This is a genomic window from Roseateles sp. P5_D6 (assembly GCF_054049415.1).
On sequence record NZ_JBFUMK010000020.1, the window covers coordinates 128,205 to 148,259 of the forward strand.

A 20,055-nucleotide genomic window follows, 5' to 3' on the forward strand; every position below is an offset into this window, starting at 1 on the left:
ATGAACACCACCGGCATGCCCGAGCCCATGACGCTCGTGGCGCTGATCCTCGCCTTCGGGGTGGCGCCCTTCGTCGCGATGATGGTGACCAGCTACACCAAGCTGGTCATCGTCTTTGGCCTGCTGCGCACCGCGCTCGGCCTGCAGCAGACGCCGCCGAACATGGTGCTCAACGGCATCGCCATCATCCTGTCGGTCTACATCATGGCGCCGGTCGGCATGGAGGTGGCCGACGCGCTGCGTCACCGCCAGGCCGGTGCCAGGAGCGAGGGCTGGACTGACGTCGTGATGGTGCTGGACGCCGGCAAGGCGCCGCTCAAGGCCTTCCTGCAAAAGCACACCCATGAGCGCGAACGCCAGTTCTTCCTGAAGTCGGCCGCCGCCATCTGGCCCAAGGAGCAGGCCGACAGGCTGCAGGCCGACGACTTTCTGGTGATGGTTCCCAGCTTCACGCTCAGCGAGCTGACCCGGGCATTCCAGATCGGTTTTGTGCTCTACCTGGTGTTCGTCGTGGTCGATCTGATCGTGGCGACGGTGCTGCTGGCGCTGGGCATGTCGATGATCTCGCCGACCACCATTTCGCTGCCGTTCAAATTGCTGCTGTTCGTCATGCTCGACGGGTGGGCCCGCTTGATTCACGGGCTGGTGCTTTCGTATCGATAGCCGTGCGGTAGCACCATGACGCAGATGAGCAATCCGCCAACGACTGTCGTCATCACCATCCCGGAGACGTTCAGCATGCCGAGTGCGAAGGTGAAGCCGCCCAGCAGCACCGCAGCCAGCAGCACGCCCACGATGCTGCCGCGGCCACCTTGGATCGCCACGCCGCCAAGGATGACGATGGTGACGGCGTCGAGCTCCCAGCCCAGCGCGAGGTTGGGCCGCGTGCTGCCAATGCGGCCGGTCAGCTGCACGGCCGCCAGCGCCGCCATCAGTCCCGCAGCGGTGAACAGCAGCAGCCGGTAGCGCTGCACCGCGATGCCCGAGAAGCGCGCAGCCACGGGGTTGGCGCCAATGGCGTAGATGCGGCGGCCATAGACCGTGCGGTGTTGCAGCAGGATGAACACCACCGCCACGGCCAGCATGACGCCGAACTCGATCGGCACGATCAGCCACGGCCAACCCGCAAGATCCCCCAGCGTACCGTTGCCCCACTGGCTCAACCATTCCGGGTAGCCCGTGATGGCCTGGTCGCCCAGCAGCACCAGGGCCAGGCCGCGGTAGAGCGACAGCGTGCCGATGGTGACGACGATGGAGGGCAGCTGCCAGCGCGTGACCAGCCAGCCGTTGAATGCGCCACACACGATGCCGCAACCCAGAGCGGCGGCGATCATGCCGGCCGGGCCTGCGCCGGCCTGCATCGCGTAGCCCATGGCCAGGGAGCACAGCGCCATCGTCGCGGCGATGGAGAGATCGATCTCGCCCGCAATGATCAGCAGAGCCATGGCCATCGCGATCAAGGCCTTTTCCGACATATTGGTCGTGCTGTCGGCGATCGCATAGGGCGAGGCAAAACCGTCGATGCACAGGCCGAAGCCGACGTAGACGGCGACGATCAGCGCCGTCAGCACCCATTCCCAGGAACCCCAGGCCTTCATGCCGCTCGCCTTTCCAGGATCTGCTGCCCCGACCGGCGCTGTGCTCGCGAGTTCAGCATCACCGAAACCAGGATGACAGCGCCGGCAATCGCCTGCTGCCAGAACGGCGAGACGTGGATGACCGGCAGGGCCGCATTGATGACGCCGATGAACAGCACGCCCAGCAACGCGCCGCCAACCGTGCCGACGCCACCCGCGATGCTGACACCGCCGATGACGCAGGCCGCAATCACGGTCAGCTCGAAGCCGGCGGCCAGTTCGGTGAAAGCAATGGCATAGCGGCCGACCCAGAGCAGGCCGGCAAGCCCGGCACAAGCGCCCGACAAGGTGTAGGCCATGCGAATGCGCTGCGACACCGGGATGCCCACGATCCGCGCCGCAGCGGGGTTGCCGCCGCAGGCGTAGAGATCACGGCCTTCCCGTCGCCAGCGCAGCAACCACCATCCCAGCGCTGCGACGGCGGCTGCAATCCACACCAGCAGCGGCAGGCCCAGCAGCTCCGAACGAGGCAGGGCCTTGATGGACGCATGGATGTCCTGGTCGTTGACCCAGGCGCCGCCGCTGACCAGGAAGATGGCGCCGCGATAGACCGACATGGTGCCCAAGGTGACGACGATGGGCGGCAGCTCGAAGCGCGTGATCAGCCAGCCATTGAGGGCGCCCTGCGCCGCGCCCAGCGCCAGCGCAAGCAGGATCAACACCGGCGCGCCGGCACCCGGAAAGAGCTTGCCGAACAGCGCCACCAGCATGCCCGTCAAGGCCAGGTTGGACGCCACGGACAAGTCGATGCCGCGCGTGAGCAGAACCGGCATTTGGCCGATGACGAGGATGGCCAGCAGGGCCGAATCGTTGGCGATATCCAGTGCATTGCGCGGCGTGAGAAACACGGGAGATCGCAGGCCAACCGCCAGGGTGATGGCCACGATGACGGCGGCCAGCGCCAAATCGCGCCAATTCATGCGACGCGTCATGCGGCGTTCCTGCTCAGGCCCGAAGCCGCAGCCACGACAGTTTCTGCATCCACCTCGCCACGCCGGAACTCGGCGACTTGCCGGCCACGCTTCATGACGACCACGCGGTGGGCCAGGTGCATCACCTCGGGCAGTTCGGACGACACCAGGATGACCGCCAGCCCCTGCGCCACCATCTCCGCGACCAGTTGATAAACCGCCTGCTTGGCGCCGACGTCGATGCCCTTGGTGGGTTCGTCCAGGATGACGATGCGCGGGGCCAGCCCCAACCACTTGCCGATGACGACCTTCTGCTGGTTGCCACCGGAGAGGCCGGACAGCGGCGTGTCCTGGCTGGCGGTCTTGATGTTCAGCCGTTCGATCAGCCGCTGCGCCCAGGCGCTTTCGCGCAAGGCGGACAGCCAGGGCCCGCGCGAGACCTGGCCCTTCACGGCGTGACGAGGCCCGGCCAAGGCGGCCAGGCTGAGGTTGTGCCGCACCGAGAAATCGAGAATGCCGCCCTGGCGCTGGCGCTCCTCGGGCACATAGGCCAGGCCCAGCGAGATGGCATCGGCCGCGTCACGGATGCGCTGCTCCTTGCTGTCAATCAAGATGCTGCCGCGAGCGAGCGGCTTGAGGCCCATCAGCGCCATCATGATCTCGCTGCGCCCTGCGCCGACCAGGCCGTAGAAGCCCAAAATCTCGCCACGCCGCAGCGCAAAGCTGATGCCGTCGAATTCGGTCGGGTGGCTGAGATCGCGCGCCTCCAGCACGACCGCACCGGGTTGCGTGTCCACGCGCGGGTACACCTGCTCGATGCTGCGGCCGGCCATCAGGCGCAGCAGCTCCGGCTCGCTGGCCTCTTTCATGCGGCCACTGCCGACCGAGGCGCCATCCCGCAGCACCACGTAGTTGTCGCAGACGGCGAACAGCTCATCGAACTTGTGCGAGATGAACAGCACCGCCACGCCGCGAGCCAGCAGCCCGCGCACGAGGCCGTAGAAATCGCGGATCTCGGCCTGCGACAGCGCGGCGGTGGGTTCGTCCAGGATGACGACGCGGGCCTGGTGCGACAAGGCCCGCGCGACCTCGATCAGGTGCCGCTGCGCCAGGCTCAGTTGCCGGACCGGCGTCGTGGCGTCAAAGCCCGCGCCCACCTCGTCCAGCACCTGCTGGGCCAGGCGGTTCATCGTCGCCCAGTCCACGACGCGCAAGGCCGCTGGCCCGCGCATGGGCTGACGGCCGATGAAGATGTTCTCGGCCGCCGTCAGCTCGTCGAACATCACCGTTTCCTGGTGCACGGCGACGATGCCGGCGGCCTGGGCCGCGTGCGTGTCGTGCAGGTGCAGTGGCTGACCGTCCAGCCACAGCTCGCCGTCGTCGGGCTGATGCACGCCAGTGAGGATCTTGACCAGCGTCGACTTGCCCGCGCCGTTCTCGCCGATCACGGCCAACGCCTGGCCCGGCCTCAGTTCGAGGTCCACGCCGCGCAATGCATGCGTCGGCCCGAAGCGCTTGTGGATGCCCCGCAGGCAGAGCACCCCGGCCGGGTCAGAAGAACTTGGCGAACTTGTCGACATTGCCGGCGTCGTAGGTGAACGGCTCGGCCATCACTGCTTCGGTATTCGCGTCCAGCGTGACGGTGCCGACCCGGCCGACGCTGATCTTGGCGCCCGCAGTCGCTGTCGCTTTGCCGGTGACCAGGCCGTGGGCGATGTAGATGGCCGAGTAGCCCAGGTCGATGGGGTTCCAGATCGCAAAACTCTTCACCGCGCCGCTGCGAACGTGGCCGGCCATTTCCGATGGCAGGCCGAGGCCGGTGACGAAGACCTGGCCCACCCTCTTCTCGTCCTGTACGGCCTTGGCGGCGGCCGCGACGCCGACCGTCGTCGGCGCGACGATGGCCTTCAGGTTGGGGTAGCTCTTCAGCAAGCCCTGCGCCTCGCGATAGCTCTTGTCGGTCTGGTCGTCGCCATAGACCACGCTGACCAGCTTCAGGCCCTTGGCCGTGGGCTGGGCCAGCGCCTTCTTCATCTCGGCGATCCAGAGGTTCTGGTTGGTGGCCTGCGCGGTAGCCGACAGCACCGCGATCTCGCCGCTGCTGCCGATGGCGTCGGTCGTGAGGCTCACGAGCTTCTGGCCGATCAGCGCATTGGACGAGGGCGCGAGATGCACGAGCCGCCCATCCTTGCGCACCGCCGAATCGAAGGACACCACCTTGATGCCGCGCGCCATGGCCTTCTTGAGCACCGGCACCAGCGCGTCGGGGTCGTTGGCAGACACCACGATGGCCTTGACGTTCTGCGCAATCAGCGTGTTGATGACCTCGATCTGCCCCTCGGCCGTGGCCTTGGCGGGGCTGGCCAGCACGATCTCCACGCCGCCGAGCACCTTGGCGGCTTCCTGCGCACCCTGATGGGCGGCAATGAAGAAGCCGTTGCCCGAGCTTTTGGCGACAAGGGCGATCTTGTCAGCGGCCAGCGCGCCCTGTGCGGCAAGGCAGAAGGCGGCTGCGGAAACGGCAAGCGTCAGCGTGCGGCGGCTTAGGGTCATGGCGCATTCCTGGAAAGAGGGCTCGAAGGCTGCCGCAGGCTATCCGTTCTTGCCCAGAGAATGTCGGCCCTGGCGCACAACGAGCAAGCTGTTGAGCGAAGTCCCTTGCGCGCGAGCCGCCCTATTGCGGCATCGTCGCCTGCGCGGGCATGGCCTTCCCAGGTGTGCCGCCCTCCCCTTCGAATGGCCGAAGGCGAAACGCCACGCGAACCGGTTCCAGCCGGGTGCGGTACTGCGCATGAGGCTGGCCGACGAAGCTCCAGGAGTTGTCGCCGCCCACGCCCCACTGCGCGCCGTCGATCAGCAGCGTGCCGTGGTCGTGGGCGACGATGTCACTGCTCTTCCAGGTGCCGGGGGCGCGGCGGTAGAGGTCGGTGTAGGGAAACGCGAGCGCGTTGGCCATCAGCAGCTGCTGGCCCTCCACGCGCAGGCCGCGGCCACCGCCGGAGACTTCGAGCCAGCGCACGTCGACCTTGTTGCCGGTGTCCTGCGGCCGCATGTAGTCGTGGTTCTGCTCGGCGATGGCGCCGTGCCAGAGGCCGACCGCAGCGCCCGTCTTGCGGTCGACGTAGCTTTCGTGGGGACCGCGGCCGTACCAGGTGACCGTGGTCAGGTCCAGCGGCATGTCGAACCACAGGCCGACCCGCACGGGCGGCGGCAGGTCGCTTTTGAGCGGCGTCAGCACGCCCGCCACGTCAACGGAGCCGTCGCCGCGCATGGTGTAGGTGGTGACGAAGCGCGCCGCGCCGGCGCCCAGGCGATGGTCGACCACAATCTCCGCTCCACCGCCCGGCAGGCGGCGGCTGGCGATGGACCGGACCTGGCGCTCACGGGTCATCACCTTCCACGGCGCCTGCTGCGCGACCGTGCCGGTCAGCGTGTCGTTGTCGGTCTCGGCACGAACGAAGTTGGGCTGGCCGCCAGTCAACAGCGGCGTTCCTGCCTTGCCGTAGCCGGTCAGCAGGCCGGTCTGGCGATCGAGTGACAGCGTCGCACCCGCGGCCGACAGGACCACGGCGTCGGCACTCTCCTTCAGCTCGACCGTGCCCTTGGCCGGCGGGGCCGATGCGATCACGGGAGGCGTCAGCGCGAACTGCTCCCAGCCGACGACGTAACCTTCCGGCGTCAGCGGCACGGCACCCGCCCTGGCCCTCGCGCGCACCGTGACGAGGTATTCCGCGCCCGGCTTGCGCCGGACGTTGGACAGCGGCAACTGCAACTTCTGCGTGGCCCGCGCCGCGGTCGACAGCCCGGGCAGCGGCCCCGAGGCGACGGCCACGCCGTTCTCCAGCAGCGCCCATTCGAAGGCAAAGCCCGACAGATCGCGGAAGTCGTGGCGGTTGCGCACGACGACCGTGCCTGCCTTGGCATCGAAGGCCTCGAACTGGATGGGCGAGTAGACCTTCTGCACTTCGTAGACATGCGGGTTGGGCGTGCGGTCGGGCTGGATCAGGCCGTCGCCGAACTCGATGTCGCCGCCCGGGTTGGGGCCGTACTCGCCGCCATCGCCCCAGTAGCGTCGTCCATCCTTCGTGGTGCGATACATCGACTGGTCCACCCAGTCCCAGATGAAGCCGCCCTGCAGCTTCTCGTACTTGTAGATCGTGTCCCAGTAGTCCTTGAAATTGCCGCCCGAGTTGCCTTGCATGTGGGCGTACTCGCACTGGATCATGGGCTGGGTGCGGGTGGGGTCGGTCGCCCAGTCCACCATCTTCTCGATGTCGTCGTACATCGGCGCGTAGATGTCGACATAGGCGTTGGGCTCATGGCGCCAGTCCACCGTGCCCCAACCCAGGTAGGAGATCAGCCGCGAGGGGTCACGCTGGCGCGCCTGCGCCGCCGCCTTCTCGAAGTTGGGGCCGAGGCCTGCCTCGTTGCCGAGGGACCAGAAGATCACCGACGGGTGGTTCTTGTCGCGTTCCACCATGTTCAGCACACGGCTGACGTGCGCGCCTTCCCAGGCCGGGTCGAAGCCGAGCTGGATCTTGGCCCTCAGTTCCGGATGCTGGTGCCCGTAGCCCATGTAGGCATGGCTCTCGATGTTGGCCTCGTCCATGACGTAGAGGCCGTATTCGTCGGCCAGCGCGTACCAGAGCTCGGCATTCGGGTAATGAGACGTCCGCACCGCGTTGATGTTGTTGCGCTTCATCAGCTCGATGTCGCGGCGCATCGACGCTTCCGACATCACGTGGAAGGTCTCGGGATCGTGCTCGTGGCGATTGACGCCGCGGATGACGATGGGCCGGCCGTTGACCATGACCAGGCCCTTGCTGATCTCGACCGTGCGAAAGCCGATGCGCTGCGGCGTCGCCTGGATCAGCCGGCCGTCGGCGTCGAGCACCTCGACCAGCAGCGTGTAGAGGTTGGGCGTCTCGGCCGTCCAGGGGCGAACGCCCGGCACGGGGGCGGACAGCGTCTCGGTGCGGGCCGCACCGGCCGCGACGGACGCGGTCCGCGTCAGCACGACCTTGTCGCCCTCCAGCAAGCTCATGCGCAGCGTCAGCGGCTGGGTGCGCGCGGTCAGTGCCACGTCGACCGACAGCGCGCCGTCGCGGTAGTCCTTGTCCAGGCCGGCATGGACGAACAGGTCGGTCAGCCGTGTCCTCGGCACGGCCTTCAGGTAGACCGAGCGCTCGATGCCCGAGACCCGCCAGAAGTCCTGGTCTTCCAGGTAGGACCCGTCGGACCAGCGATGGATCTGCATGGCGACAACGTTCTTCTGCCCCGGCTTCAGCAGCGCTGTGATGTCGAACTCGCTGGGCAGCTTGGAGTCTTCGGAGTAGCCCGCCTCCATGCCGTTCACCCAGACCCGGTAGGCCGAGCCGGCCGCACCGATATGCAGGATGACGTCCTGCGCCGACCAGTTCGCCGGCACCTCGAAGCTGCGCCGATACGAGCCCACCGGGTTGGTGGCATGCGGGATCAGCGGCCGGTTGGCCGGGAAGGGATAGGTGATGTTGTTGTAGCGGGCCTGGTCGTAGCCCTCGGCCTGCCACATGGCCGGCACCTTGATGGTCTTCCAGCCCGAGATGTCGTAGCCGGGCTTCTCGAAGCCGCTGGGCACGTCGTCGGACGACGGCGAGAAGCTGAACGACCAGAGGCCGTCCAGCGTCTGGTAGCGGGTCGACCGCGCGGGGTTGCCGGCCAGCGCCGCTTCGCGGCTCTCGAACGGGAAGTGGGTCGCCGCGGCCGGCAGCTTGCCGCGCGCGTAGACCGCCGGATTCTCCCAGTCCGGCCGCGACGCGTCGACCTGCACTGCCTGCACCTGCGGTGCCTGGGCGCGCGCCGCACCGCCCAACGTGACGCCCAGCAACGCCACGCTCACGCCGGCGATCAGTCTCAGCTGCATGTGTATTTCCATCATCAAAGCTCGTTGATTTCCTTGTGGCGCGGCACCAGCGCCTTCATGGCGGCCCAGGCGGCCAGGTAGGCCAGCGCGCAGATGGAGAACATGATCATGTAGCCGGTGGACAGGTCGCCGCGCGCGCCGTAGGCGTCGAAGATCCAGCCGCCGAGCTTGGACACGGCCACGCCGCCCAGGCCGCCGGCCATGCCGCCGATGCCGACGACCGAGCCGATGGCCCGCTTGGGGAACATGTCCGAGACGGTGGTGAAGAGGTTGGCCGACCAGGCCTGGTGGGCCGACGCGCCGATGCCGATCAGCAGCACGGGAAGCCAGTAGCTGATGGAGCCCAGCGGCTGGGCCAGCAGCACCACCAGCGGGAAGAAGGCGATCACCAGCATCGCCCGCATGCGGCCGTCATAGGGCTTGTAGCCACGCTCCATGAAGTAGGTCGGGAACCAGCCGCCGCCGATGCTGCCGATCATGGTCATGCTGTAGAGGACGGTGAGCGGCAGCGCGATGTCCGTCGTGCTCATGCCGTACTGGCCGGTGAGGTATTTGGGCAGCCAGAACAGGTAGAACCACCAGACGCCGTCGGTCAGGAATTTGCCGACGACGAAGGCCCAGGTCTGGCGGTGCGCGAGCAGCCGGAACCACGGCACCTTGGCGCCCTCCACGGCAGGCGCGGTGGCCTCACGGTCGCTGTTGATGTAGGCCAGCTCGGCCGCACCCAGCCGGCGCTGACGGGACGGCGCGTCGTAGAAGGTGAGCCACAACGCGACCCACAGGAAGCCGATGGCGCCGATGGCGATGAAGGCCATCTGCCAGCCCCAGGTGACGGCGATCCACGGCACGGTCAGCGGCGCCAGGATGGCGCCGACGTTGGCTCCCGAATTGAAGATGCCGGTGGCGAATGACCGCTCCTTCTTGGGGAAGTATTCGGCGGTCGCCTTGATGGCCGCAGGGAAGTTCCCGGCCTCACCAAGGGCCAGCACGGCGCGCGACACCATGAAGCCCGCCACCGACACCGGCAGCCCGACACCAAGGGCCACCAGCATGCCGCCAATGGGCACGGAGAGGGCATGCATCATGGCGCCGAGCGACCAGACGACCACGGCGATGGCGAAGGCGCGCTGGGTGCCGATCGCGTCGATGAACCGGCCCGCGAAAAGCATCGAGATCGCGTAGCCGAACTGGAACACCGCGGTGATGTTGGCGTAGTCCGTGTTGGACCAGCCGAACTCCTTGGACAGGGCCGGCGCCAGCAGGCTCAGGACCTGGCGGTCCAGGTAGTTGACGGTGGTGGCGAAGAACAGCAGCGCACAGATGGTCCATCTGTACTTGCCGATGACTTGCGGGTTCATGTTCAGTCCTCTGTTCACTCAGCAACCAGTTTGTCACCGACGAACACGCGGTAGCGGCGGATTCGGCCGGTGACGCCATCCGGCCCCTGGCGCGGTGTGTAGCGCAGGCCGGCGATGTCGGCCGGCGCGCCGAGGTCGATGATGAGGCGCGGCGGACCGGAGGGACGGACGGTACCGCTGTAGGCCGTGTGCCAATAGTCAGTCGCCTGACCGTTGATGGCATTCAGCGCGCCGCCGTCTTCCTTGCGCACCTCCTCGCTGCTGGCGTAGGCGATGGTCCAAGCCGTCTGGTTTAGCGGCTTGCCCTGTGCGTCGAGCAGCGCGAGTTCGGCTATTGCCGCATGGGGCTTGCCGTCGAAGCTGTCGAGCACCTCGATGCAGAGCTGGCGGCCGCGTGCGGGCTCAGCAAAACGCACGTCCTGCGTGGCCGGGCCGCTGGCGAACTGCCCGGCATGCACCGGCGTCAACCCAGCCAAGCGCGGGCGCGCCTTGCTGGGCGGCCGCGCCAGGTCGAGCTCCGGCCGCAGTTTGTCGAGCACGGGCGCGGTCTTGCCTTCGATGCGATTGACACGCGGCCCGGTCAGGTCCAGCACCACGACCTCGTTGCGGCCGGCCTTGATCCAAGGCCCCGGCAGATACATCGTCTGCGTCGGGCCGATGCTCCAGTAGCGCCCCAGGCAGCGGCCGTTGATCCAGACGATGCCCTGGCCCCAGCTCGACACGTCGAGGAAGGTGTCGGCCGGCGCCGCCGCGTCGAAGCTGCCGCGCCAGAAGGCCGGTCCGGCAGTTTTCTTGGACTGCCAACGCAGCGGCGGCAGGTCGCCCTCGGCACCAAAGTCGATGGCGCGGATCTCCCAGCCCTTAAGCTCCTGCGTCTCGGTCTTCGACGTGCGCAACATGACCGGGCCCTGCAGGCCCTTGCGGTCGTGGACTTCCATGCCGAAGTTCACGCGGGCAATCGTGTACAGCAGGATCTCGACCACGGTGTCGCGGCTGCGCGCGGGGATGTCGACGCTGAAGCGGCGGTAGCGCGTGTCCATCGTGCCGGCCAGGCGGCCGCCGACGAAGACCCAGGCCAGGTCGCGCGCGTTCGCGGCCTCCAGCTTGCCGGCGGGGCCGGCCGGCAGCGTGACGCGATAGGCGACCAGCCCGCGGCTGATGTCGTAGTGCTCGATGTTCCTGGGCGACTCGGCGGCAATCGCCTGCGCGGGCAGGTTGGCGAACACCGGCGCCGACTCGGTGAGGGTGAACGGAGGGATCGCCATCACCGGCAGCCGGGCCGGCGGATCGGGCAGCACCTCGCCCGGCTTCAGGTGCTTGGCCAGGCAGTCGCGGTAAGTGCGGAACTTGTCGCCCACCCAGCCCGCCTCGCCGATGGGCGCGTCGTAGTCATAGCTCGTCGTGTCGGGGCGGAAGGGCCGGTCACAGCCACCCCAGAGGCCAAACGTCGTGCCGCCATGGGCCATGTAGAGGCTGAACGAGCCGTTGGCCTTCAGCATGGTGTCGATGTCCTGGATGGCGCGGGCGTTGTCGCCGCGCTTGTGCGGCGAGCCCCAGGTGTCGAACCAGCCGGAGTAGTACTCGCCGCACATCAGCGGCCCCTTCTGCAGCGCCGCCAGCGCCTTGAAGCCGGTCACTGGGTCGCTGCCGAAGTTGGCCACGTTGAACAGCTCCGGGATGTGCGTCTTGCCGAGCGCGTTGGTCGGGTTGCACTGGAACAGCGGCACGTCAAAGCCGCCGTCCAGCACGGCCTGCCGCATCACGCGCATGTAGTCCTTGTCGTCGCTGAGGAAGCCGTACTCGTTCTCCACCTGCACCATCAGGATGGGGCCGCCCTGGCTGACCTGCATCGGGGCCAGCACCCGGCCGACCTCCCTGAACCAGCGCCGCACCGGTTGCACGAAGGCGTCGTCGCGGCTGCGCAGGAAGGCGTCACCGGGGTGCTTCAGCAGCCACCACGGCAGGCCGCCCATCTCCCATTCGGCGCAGGCGTAGGGGCCGGGGCGCAGGATGACCCACAGGCCCTCGGCCTGTGCCTGCCGGCAGAACTCCGCCGCGTCGCGCTGGCCTTCCCATTGGTACTGGCCTTCGCGCCATTCGTGGAAGTTCCAGAACAGGTAGGCGCACACCGCGTTCATGCCCATGGCCTTGATGGCCTGCAGGCGGTGCTTCCAGTACTCGCGCGGCACGCGGGCGAAGTGCATCTCGCCGCAGCGGATCTGCAGCGGCTTGCCGTCGAGCAGGAAGTCACTCTCGCCGATGGCAAAGCGCGGTGCTTCTGCCTTGGCCGCGCTGGCAGGCGAAGCGTTCAGCAGCAGCGTCGCACCAGAGGCGGCAGCGCCGAGCAGTCGACGACGGGGAAGAAGAACAGTCATGAGGGGTCCTGATTTCTTGTACGGCCGGCCTGAACAAAAAAACCCTGCCTCACGGAGACAGGGTGAAAGGCGTGCGCCCGGGCACCACCTGGAGAACTCTGCTGGCTTGCTAGAACGCCACCCGCACACCCACGTTGAAGCGGCGGCCGACGTCTTCCAAGGTCAGGAACTGCGACTCGTTGTTCGCGTATTCGTGCATGCGTTCGTTGTTCAGGTTGATCGCGTCGGCATACAGCGAAATCGTCGGCGTGACGTTGTAGCGCACGCTGGCATCGGCCTGCCCGTAGGCCGCGCGCGTGCGCGGCAAGGTGCTGCCGCCGCCGCAGTCGACGGAGAAGTGGTTGCGCCAGTTGTAGCTCAGGCGCGCCTGGAAGCGGCTGTCCTCGTAGAACACCGAGCCGTTGTACGACTGCTTGGACAGGCCCGGATAGCCACAGCTGGCGACGCCGCCTTCCCGCGTGGCGTTCGCGTCCACATAGGTGAAGTTGGCCGCCACGCCGAAGCCCTGCAGCAGCCCGTTGTTGGCGTCGAAGGCATATTGCCCGGCCAACTCCAGGCCCTTGATCTTGCCTTGCTGCCCGTTGCGGATGCGGGTGTCGTGCGCGATCTCGGGGAACTGCGGCAACTGGATGTCGACCAGCCGGGATTCAAGAAAGTCGGTGACCTTCTTTTGGAAGACCGCCGCGCTGACGTAGTTGGTCTTGGACAGATACCACTCCAGCGACGCGTCCAGGTTGGTCGAGCGCATCGGCTTGAGGTAGGGGTTGCCGCCGCCGGTCTGCACGTCTCCAAAACGGCCACCGTACCAGTTGCTCACGCCCATCTGGTTCAGCGTCGGGCGCGTCAGCGTCTTGGAGGCCGCCAGGCGCAGTACGACGTCGCGCGTCAGGTCGAGTTTGAGATTGGCAGAGGGCAGCAGGTTGTTGTAGCTGTTCTCGACCGAGTTCACGCTGTCGGGGCCGTAGTTCAGGATGTAGGTCGTGTCGTTGGGGCTCTTGACGGCAGACAGCAGCACGCGGCTGATGCCGATCGACGTGGAGTTCACGTGCACATACCGCGCGCCCACATTGCCCGACCAGCCGTCGCCCTCCCACTTGCTGTCCACGAACAGGCTGGACACCTTCTCCTTGACGGCCCACATCGACGGCCTGGTGTAGTCGATGGCCATCGGGCCGTTGGGGTACTTGGTCTTGTCGCCGTAGAGCGCCGGATCGTTGGACTGCGCGATCAGCGACGGCTGGTTCAGGTAGGCCATGTAGGCGTAGGGGTCGAACCTCAGGAAGGTCGACGGCATCGCGCCTTCCGCGCCCAGGATGTTGTCGAGCTTGCTCACCGTGAACAGCGAGGCCGGCAGCGACACGTGATAGCCGCTGAACGCGTTCCACGAATCGCTGTTCCATTGGGTGCGGTCCACCTTGCGGCGCGAGGCCGCGAGGCCGAACTGCAGCCCCTTGAAGTAGCCGATCTCGTGATCCCAGCCCAGGTTGACGCGGCCTTCCTTCAGGTCGTCGCCGTTGCGGATCTGGCCGTAGGCAACAGCGTGGGCACGCACGGCGGCGGGGTCGGAGAGGCTGTCGCCGAAGTGGATGGTGGGCGTGCCGTCAAAGGTCAGCGTGTCGCCGTTCTTGGGCACCATGCCGGCGACGATCCACATGTCGGGCGTCCCCGAGGTCGTGCGCGACGAGGACAGGTCGGCTTCCAGGTTCCACTCCGGCGCCAGCGCCCACTTGGCATTGCCACCGAAGGCCTTGGTCGTCGACAGCCGGTCGCCGGCCTTGACGATCATGTCGTTGGAGTTCGCCTCGCCGAGCAGCTTGCCGGGGCCGGCAATCTCCGGGTTGTTGGCGAAGAAGGTCGAGCCCGGCCGCAGGAAGCTGGTGATCTGGTTGTCGGCGTTGAACTTGACGCCGAGCTGGGTGGGGTTGTTCCAGTCGCTGACCGCGATGACGTCGTTCTTCTGGTCCAGCCGCGAGTACAGCGCATCGGCCGTGAGCTTGAGCGCCGAGCTCGGGTTGAACTGGACGGTGCCCGCGGCCACCAGGCGCTTGCGGCGCTCGTTCTCCTCCTGGAACCCGAAGCTCTGCGGGATGTAGAGCTTCTTGACCGTCACGTCGGCCATGGTCAGGTTCTTGGAATTGAGGTCGCCATTGATGACGGACACGTCCTTGTAGTTCCACGCGTCATTGACGGCCTTGGTCTGCTTCGAGGCACGGTCGGTGTACGACAGGGAACCGCTGACGCCGAAGCTGCGGTCGTCGTTCGCGAACGAGTACATCGCGCTCGCATTGGGCGTCTTTTTCTTGGAGTTCGAATCGTAGGACCCGGACAGGTTCACCACCGCGCTGTGGCCCTTGCGGCCCAATAGCGGCCGCGCCGTTTGAATATCGACCGTGGAGCCAATGCCGCCCTCGGGCAGGAAGGGCTGGGCCGTCTTGTAAACCAGCGCCTTCGAAATGAGATCCGGCGACAGCAGGTCGAACGAGAACTCACGGCCGCCGGTATCGCTGGTCATGGTTCGGCCGTTGACGAGCACATTGTTGAATTCCGGCCCCAGCCCGCGCACGGAAATATACCGGCCCTCGCCGTTGTTGCGCTGGATCTGCACGCCAGTGACGCGCTGCAGCGATTCGGCGATATTCGTGTCGGGGAATTTACCGGCGTCTTCCGCGGACACCGCGTCGACGACGCCGTCCTGCATGCGCTTGGTCGCGACTGACGATTCCAGCGAGGCCCGGATACCAGTGACGACGACCCGTTCCAGGTCGGGCTTTGCCGTATCTTGCGCATGCACCGGGGATGCCAGCCAAAACTGGCTGATCAAACCGGCAATGACGGTTTTAGCGAAATTCTTTGACCGCATGGTTGTCTCCGTGAGGTGGGTATGTTTGGCAGGCGAAATAAAATGCGTTCGTCTGCCGATTTATTGATACCAATCATTACACCGCTCGCAGTGGATTACACCTGAACAGGTAATGTCGAAAGGCTAGCACCGTTGAATATTCAATTCGTATGCTGTTTCGCCTTTGCCCCATCAAAAGTTCGTATAGCTGGCAATAAACATATAGTTACGGAGCGGCGCTTTAGGGCACAGGCTTTCCCGTCGCTCAGGGTTTCGGACGCCACTGCAGCACTCGCACCTTGCTGGTCGGAATGTCAGCGGTGCCCTCCCCGTCCACCTGCTGCACGGTTTGCAGGAACAGGTTCAATTCGCCTCGCTCGCGCCACAACTCCGTGTCAAAACTGGGTTCCCAGGCGCCGGCGGAATCCGCCGTCAGGTTGTGCACGGTCCAACGCCGGGCACTGAAATCGGCTATGCGGGCGACCGACACCCGACTGCCCCGCTCCTCGTCGCGAAACACCAGCAGCGCCGTGGGCTCACCACCTCCCAGGCTCACCATGATTTGCGGGCGTGACACGGGGATCGCCTTGGTCCCCACGCCGCTGAGCGAGAACGGCGTGCGCCGAAAGTCCAGCTCCAGTTCCCGCCAGGCACCACCGCGGCGGTAGACCACCTGGTACTGCGGCACCGTGCGGCCCGCGCGCCGCCAGTAGCTGGCGATGTAGGGGTTGCCGTCCTGGTCGGCCGACATCGAGGTCTGGTTAATCAGTTCGCTGTTCTGCGGGATGTGCGCGGCGACCTCGGCGCTGGACAGCGTGATGGGCAGCGCGCACGGCCGGCCGTCGGAGGTCTCCCAGCTGCGGCCACCGTCGCGCGAGCGGGCATAGGCCAGGTCGTGGTTGCTGGCGACGTCCGGCGATTCGCGCCAGACCCAGGACAGATGCAGGGTGCCGCGGTGGTCGAGGAAGGCTTGCCAGTAGGCGTTGCGCTGGCCTTCCCCGCTGATCAGGTTGGCGTGCAGCCGTGTCCACTTTTGCGTGGCGACGTCGTAGCGGTTGAGCACCAGGTTGCCGCGGCCCGAACCGCCGTCCCGGTAGAAGAACAGCAGATTACCGTCCGGCTGGCGGTGGAACTCGGGATAGGACACGGAGGCTTCGTCCTGCCCCGTCATCGGCATCTCGGCCGTCATTTCCAGCGCACCGGGCCGCAGGCTGCGCGCATAGCGCAGCGCACTGTTGTGGTGGTCCCAGGCGAGATGCAGATAGCCCGCGCCATCGACCATGATGCTGATGCTGTTGTGGGCATCCAGCGCGTTGCCCTGGTAGGGCGTGGCCTTCAGCTCCCAGGCGCCGCTGCCGAGCCGGCGCTTGCCCAGCACCACCCGGGCCTGCGGGTCGTAGAAGGCGATGTACTGCATGTCGCCGTGGGTGACGAGGGAGTTCTTGCGGAACACCACGGCGTTGACGGAGTTGCGCGCCCAACCCTCACCGACGTCGACCACACGCACATCGCCGGCGTGGATATCAGCGGCGCGCGGTGGTGGCGCGGCGCAGCTTACGGCACACGCCGCGGCCATGAGAACGGACAGCGCGTCGAACTTGCGGGCCGAGCGCCGGGCCGCTCCCAAGCCGGCCCGCCTGGGGCGATGTGCTTGCGGCTCAACGCCGCAAGCATCGCCGTCCCCACGGGGGACCGGTTGGGCACGCCCGCGTTCAGCGGCGCGAGACCGGACGAGGGGCATCAGAACCTGCCGCGCAGGCCGATCTTGAAGGTGCGACCGTCGTACTTCGCATAGTCCATGCGGGTCTTGTTGCCCAGGCCGTACTGGCCGGTGGCATCTTCGAAGTAGTCGTAGGCCAGCGTGTTGGACAGGTTCAACCCCTCCACGCGGATCTCCAGCGAGTCGTTGATCTTGTAGCTGACGTTGGCGTCCAGGTAGCCGCGGCCGGCGCGCCAGCGGATCAGGTCGTCGCCGTTGTTCTTCGGGTTGTCGCTGTGCAGCGAGCGGCCCTTGTAGTTGTAGGACGTGCGGAATGCGAACGGGCCGTTCTCGTAGTACAGCGTGGTGCTGTATGCGTACTTGGGCACGGAGTTCACGTCGATGACGCTGCCCCCATTGGTCGTCCACACCGCGCTGTTGAACGGGTTGATGTGCGTGTAGCTGGCCAGCGCGCCCAGGCCCTTGAAGGGTTCGGGCAGAAAGGTGAAGGCCTGCTGGTAGGCCAGCTCGAAGCCCTTGAGCGTCTGCTTGCCGGCGTTGCTGTAGGTCTTCAGCGTCATCGGCAGCTTGGGATCCACCTTGCCGTTGGCGTCCTGGAAGATGGCGCCCAGCGCCGTGTCAGGCAGGCCCAGCGCGCCGAAGGTGGTTTGCACGCTGTTGCTCGTGGTGGCGTCGGTCAGTTCCTTCCGGAACAGGGCCGCCGACAGCATGCTGCCCTTCTGGAAATACCACTCCAGGCTGGTGTCGAAGTTCTTGGACTTTTGCGGACGCAGGCTGGGATTGCCGGCCGTTGCGGTGTTGTCGAACGGGTTGGGGATGACCGTCTGCGCCGCGATGATGGACAGCGCCTGGCGGCTCAGCGTCTTGCCCCAGGAGGCGCGCCAGGTCAGGTTGTCGGTCAGGTCCAGGGCCGAGCTGAAGGCCGGCAGCACGCTGGTGTAGGAGCCCTTCTCCTGGTTCGGTGCATACGTGAGGCTGGCACCCTGCTGCTTGAAGTTGTCGATCAGCGTCTCGGTGCGCGCGAAGCGCACGCCGGCGTTCAGGCGCAGTTCCCGGTCGAACACCTGGCCCCGGAAGTCGGACTGCACGAAAGCCGTGGACACGTTCTCCTGCGCCTTGAAGCTCTGCGCCGGCGTGAAGGTCGCCTCCGAGTTGAGGGCCAGCGGGTCGAAGGTCGAGTAGGTGTAGGCGCGAGTGAAAGTGCCCCAGGCGTGCGGCCAGCCGGCACCCATGTCGAGGTTGCCGATCGGCAGCACGGAGGTCATGCCCGAACGCAGGCCTGCCGTGCCCAGCGTGTTGAGCTTGGCGGTCGCGGCGGATGTGCCGTTGCGCTTGTTGATCTCCTTGGAGGTCTCGGAATAGGCCAGGCCGGCCTTCAGGTGGCCGGTCCAGTCGCCGGCGAGGGCGTAGTCCCAGTCGGCGACGACGCGGCCCTGGTTGCTCTTGTCTGTCTCACGAGTCCAGCCGGTACCGATGCCGAAACCCTGGAAGTTGGCGGGGTCGGTGTAGCTGGTCGGCGAGGACAGCGACGGGTAGACGTGGTCGCTGCCGTAGTCGATGGTGGAGTCGACACCGAAGATCTGGCCGGACAGGGTGTCCTGGTAGCTCAGCGCCTTGCTGTTGTTGGTGCTCAGCTGGCCAGTCAGCACCAGTTTGTCGCTGACGCTCCAGCGGGCATTGGCGGCCACGTAGCCGAACTTGGTTTCGTCTTCGCTGTAGGTCGCTCCGCTGCTGTAGGACGTATTGCCGAAGGTGCCGGTCAGCAGGTTGGACGCGGGGTCGATCTTGACGTTCAGCGGAATGAAGCCGTTGTTGCCGCTCTGGCCCGCCGGCTTGGTGCGGTCGGTGGTACGGCTGTTGCGGATCAGCAGGCCGAAGTAGATCTCGTCGCGGGTGTTCTTCAGCTTGGAATAGAGCGTGTCCAGGCTGAAGTTCAGCGTCGGGGTCTTGAACTGCAGCGAGCCCACCAGGCCGTCGCGGGTCCGGTCATTGGCCGAACCGTAGAAGCGGTAGATGCGGGGCAGCAGTGCGTTGTCGACTTGGGCGCGGGTGTAGCTGCCGAGGTTGGCGCGCGGGCTGTCGTAGTCCAGCGCGAAGGCGAAGTTGCCCTTCACGGGACTCTGGCTGGCGCGGGCCGAGCTGTTATAGCCACCGGTCGCCTCAAAGCCTGAGCGGTTGTTCACGGCGGCGGCGTGCGACACGCCAATCAGCGCGCCCCAGTCGCCCCAGGTGTTGGAGTACAGCGCGAAGCCCATCGGGTCCGTCTTGCCGGACGTGGTGTTGTACGACGCCGTCACGCCATAGCGGATGGTGCGCTTGGGGTTGTCGAAGGGGCGTGGCGTCTGCAGGTCCACCACGCCGCCCATGCCGCCTTCGTTCAGTTCCGCCAGCGGCGACTTGTAGAAGTCCACACGGCCGAACAGTTCGGACGCGAACACGTCGTAGTTGAAACCGCGCACCGCCGAGCCGATGGTGGCCGTCGACACGGTGTTGACGAGGGCGCCATTCAGCGTGGTGACCGTGTACTCGGTCGGCAGACCACGGATGGAGATGCGCTGACCCTCACCCGAACTCTCGTCACGGTTCAGGATGATGCCCGGCACGCGCTGCAGCGATTCGGCCACGTTGGCCTCGGGGAACTTGCCGATGTCCTCGGCGACGATGGAATCGCGCACGCCGATGGCCTGCTGCTTCAACGCCATCGACTTCTCGAGACTGGCGCGGAAACCGGTCACGACCACGGTCTCGAGTTTCTGGCCGTCGGGCTTGGCGGCGGCGTCTGCGGCGTCGGGCGCTTTTTCGGCCGCTTGGGCGGGCGCCGCAGCCTGAGCCGCGGCGTGGCCGTAGGCGGCGGCAAGCGCCATCGACACGGCCGAGCAAATCAGGGTTTGTTTCATGTCTCTCTCCATGCCTCAAGGGCTTTTGTCATCAATGTGACTACAAGTTGTTTTTATATCGACGATGGCTGGATCAGCTTGCTCATCGCAGATTCATTTCGATAACAGCAATATGTGACAACGTTACCATGCGAGCCCAAAAAAAATGGGCTCATGAAACCCTCCAAGACGCTTACAGCGCAGCATGTGATCACGCTTCCTCGACCCTTAGTTACGGTATGGTAACGTTGCCTCATCGATCTTGAAAGTTGCTTTGGTGCGACATTGCAGGATCATCACCAATGTTCTCGAAGACAGTCAGGGATGCTTGGCAATCTTGGTGACTATCAAACTAGGGGTGTCACGGCCTCGCCCCGTTCAGCTTAGTCTCCATGGCGCGAAAGGAGCTATGAATAAGGCGCCGCGAGATATACAAA

Annotated in this window: 11 protein-coding genes; 1 reads left to right on the forward strand and 10 read right to left on the reverse strand. The window is 66.1% G+C overall.

The genetic code is table 11. From position 1 onward, the window contains the following. Positions 1 to 663, forward strand: a complete 663-nt coding sequence (gene sctR, locus ACXJKM_RS23180) for a type III secretion system export apparatus subunit SctR (protein ID WP_457355496.1) — start codon at positions 1 to 3, stop codon at positions 661 to 663. Here sctR and ACXJKM_RS23185 read toward each other — a convergent pair. The 10 genes from ACXJKM_RS23185 to ACXJKM_RS23230 all read right to left on the reverse strand — a co-directional run bounded on the left by ACXJKM_RS23185 (position 636) and on the right by ACXJKM_RS23230 (position 19,639). Beyond that, entirely contained in the window at positions 636 to 1,598 is a 963-nt protein-coding gene (locus ACXJKM_RS23185) for an ABC transporter permease (protein ID WP_457355498.1), read from the reverse strand. The two genes, sctR and ACXJKM_RS23185, sit on opposite strands and share 28 nt — an antisense overlap. Then, positions 1,595 to 2,557, reverse strand: a complete 963-nt coding sequence (locus tag ACXJKM_RS23190) for an ABC transporter permease (RefSeq protein ID WP_457355499.1) — start codon at positions 2,555 to 2,557, stop codon at positions 1,595 to 1,597. Before ACXJKM_RS23190 ends, ACXJKM_RS23185 begins: the two co-directional genes overlap by 4 nt. Positions 2,558 to 2,565: 8 nt before the next feature. Further along, on the reverse strand, positions 2,566 to 4,032 hold the full coding sequence (locus tag ACXJKM_RS23195; protein WP_457355501.1) for a sugar ABC transporter ATP-binding protein: 1,467 nt from the start codon (positions 4,030 to 4,032) through the stop codon (positions 2,566 to 2,568). Positions 4,033 to 4,099: 67 nt separating this feature from the next. After that, positions 4,100 to 5,101 (reverse strand): rhamnose ABC transporter substrate-binding protein, encoded by a 1,002-nt coding sequence (rhaS, locus tag ACXJKM_RS23200; RefSeq protein WP_457355503.1) that lies wholly within the window; start codon positions 5,099 to 5,101, stop codon positions 4,100 to 4,102. 121 nt (positions 5,102 to 5,222) lie between these two features. Next, entirely contained in the window at positions 5,223 to 8,450 is a 3,228-nt protein-coding gene (locus tag ACXJKM_RS23205) for a glycoside hydrolase family 2 TIM barrel-domain containing protein (RefSeq protein WP_457355505.1), read from the reverse strand. Positions 8,451 to 8,464: 14 nt separating this feature from the next. Continuing rightward, a complete protein-coding gene (locus ACXJKM_RS23210) occupies positions 8,465 to 9,808 on the reverse strand; it encodes an MFS transporter (protein WP_457355507.1) in 1,344 nt (447 codons plus the stop codon). 14 nt (positions 9,809 to 9,822) lie between these two features. Beyond that, positions 9,823 to 12,183, reverse strand: coding sequence for a beta-galactosidase (locus tag ACXJKM_RS23215; RefSeq protein WP_457355509.1), 2,361 nt, complete (start codon positions 12,181 to 12,183; stop codon positions 9,823 to 9,825). 109 nt (positions 12,184 to 12,292) lie between these two features. Beyond that, on the reverse strand, positions 12,293 to 15,043 hold the full coding sequence (locus ACXJKM_RS23220) for a TonB-dependent receptor (RefSeq protein WP_457355511.1): 2,751 nt from the start codon (positions 15,041 to 15,043) through the stop codon (positions 12,293 to 12,295). Positions 15,044 to 15,287: 244 nt separating this feature from the next. Beyond that, complete coding sequence (locus tag ACXJKM_RS23225) at positions 15,288 to 16,529, reverse strand: BNR repeat-containing protein (RefSeq protein ID WP_457355513.1); 1,242 nt, start codon at positions 16,527 to 16,529, stop codon at positions 15,288 to 15,290. 233 nt (positions 16,530 to 16,762) lie between these two features. Further along, complete coding sequence (locus tag ACXJKM_RS23230) at positions 16,763 to 19,639, reverse strand: TonB-dependent receptor (RefSeq protein WP_457355515.1); 2,877 nt, start codon at positions 19,637 to 19,639, stop codon at positions 16,763 to 16,765. Positions 19,640 to 20,055 lie beyond the last annotated feature (416 nt).

What these genes read in the sequence shown, in the direction of transcription:
- sctR (WP_457355496.1), top strand. Translation starts at nt 1, where the DNA reads ATGAACACCACCGGCATGCCCGAGCCCATGACGCTCGTGGCGCTGATC.
- ACXJKM_RS23185 (WP_457355498.1), bottom strand. Translation starts at nt 1,598, where the DNA reads ATGAAGGCCTGGGGTTCCTGGGAATGGGTGCTGACGGCGCTGATCGTC.
- ACXJKM_RS23190 (WP_457355499.1), bottom strand. Translation starts at nt 2,557, where the DNA reads ATGAATTGGCGCGATTTGGCGCTGGCCGCCGTCATCGTGGCCATCACC.
- rhaS (WP_457355503.1), bottom strand. Translation starts at nt 5,101, where the DNA reads ATGACCCTAAGCCGCCGCACGCTGACGCTTGCCGTTTCCGCAGCCGCC.
- ACXJKM_RS23205 (WP_457355505.1), bottom strand. Translation starts at nt 8,450, where the DNA reads ATGCAGCTGAGACTGATCGCCGGCGTGAGCGTGGCGTTGCTGGGCGTC.
- ACXJKM_RS23210 (WP_457355507.1), bottom strand. Translation starts at nt 9,808, where the DNA reads ATGAACCCGCAAGTCATCGGCAAGTACAGATGGACCATCTGTGCGCTG.
- ACXJKM_RS23215 (WP_457355509.1), bottom strand. Translation starts at nt 12,183, where the DNA reads ATGACTGTTCTTCTTCCCCGTCGTCGACTGCTCGGCGCTGCCGCCTCT.
- ACXJKM_RS23220 (WP_457355511.1), bottom strand. Translation starts at nt 15,043, where the DNA reads ATGCGGTCAAAGAATTTCGCTAAAACCGTCATTGCCGGTTTGATCAGC.
- ACXJKM_RS23230 (WP_457355515.1), bottom strand. Translation starts at nt 19,639, where the DNA reads ATGAAACAAACCCTGATTTGCTCGGCCGTGTCGATGGCGCTTGCCGCC.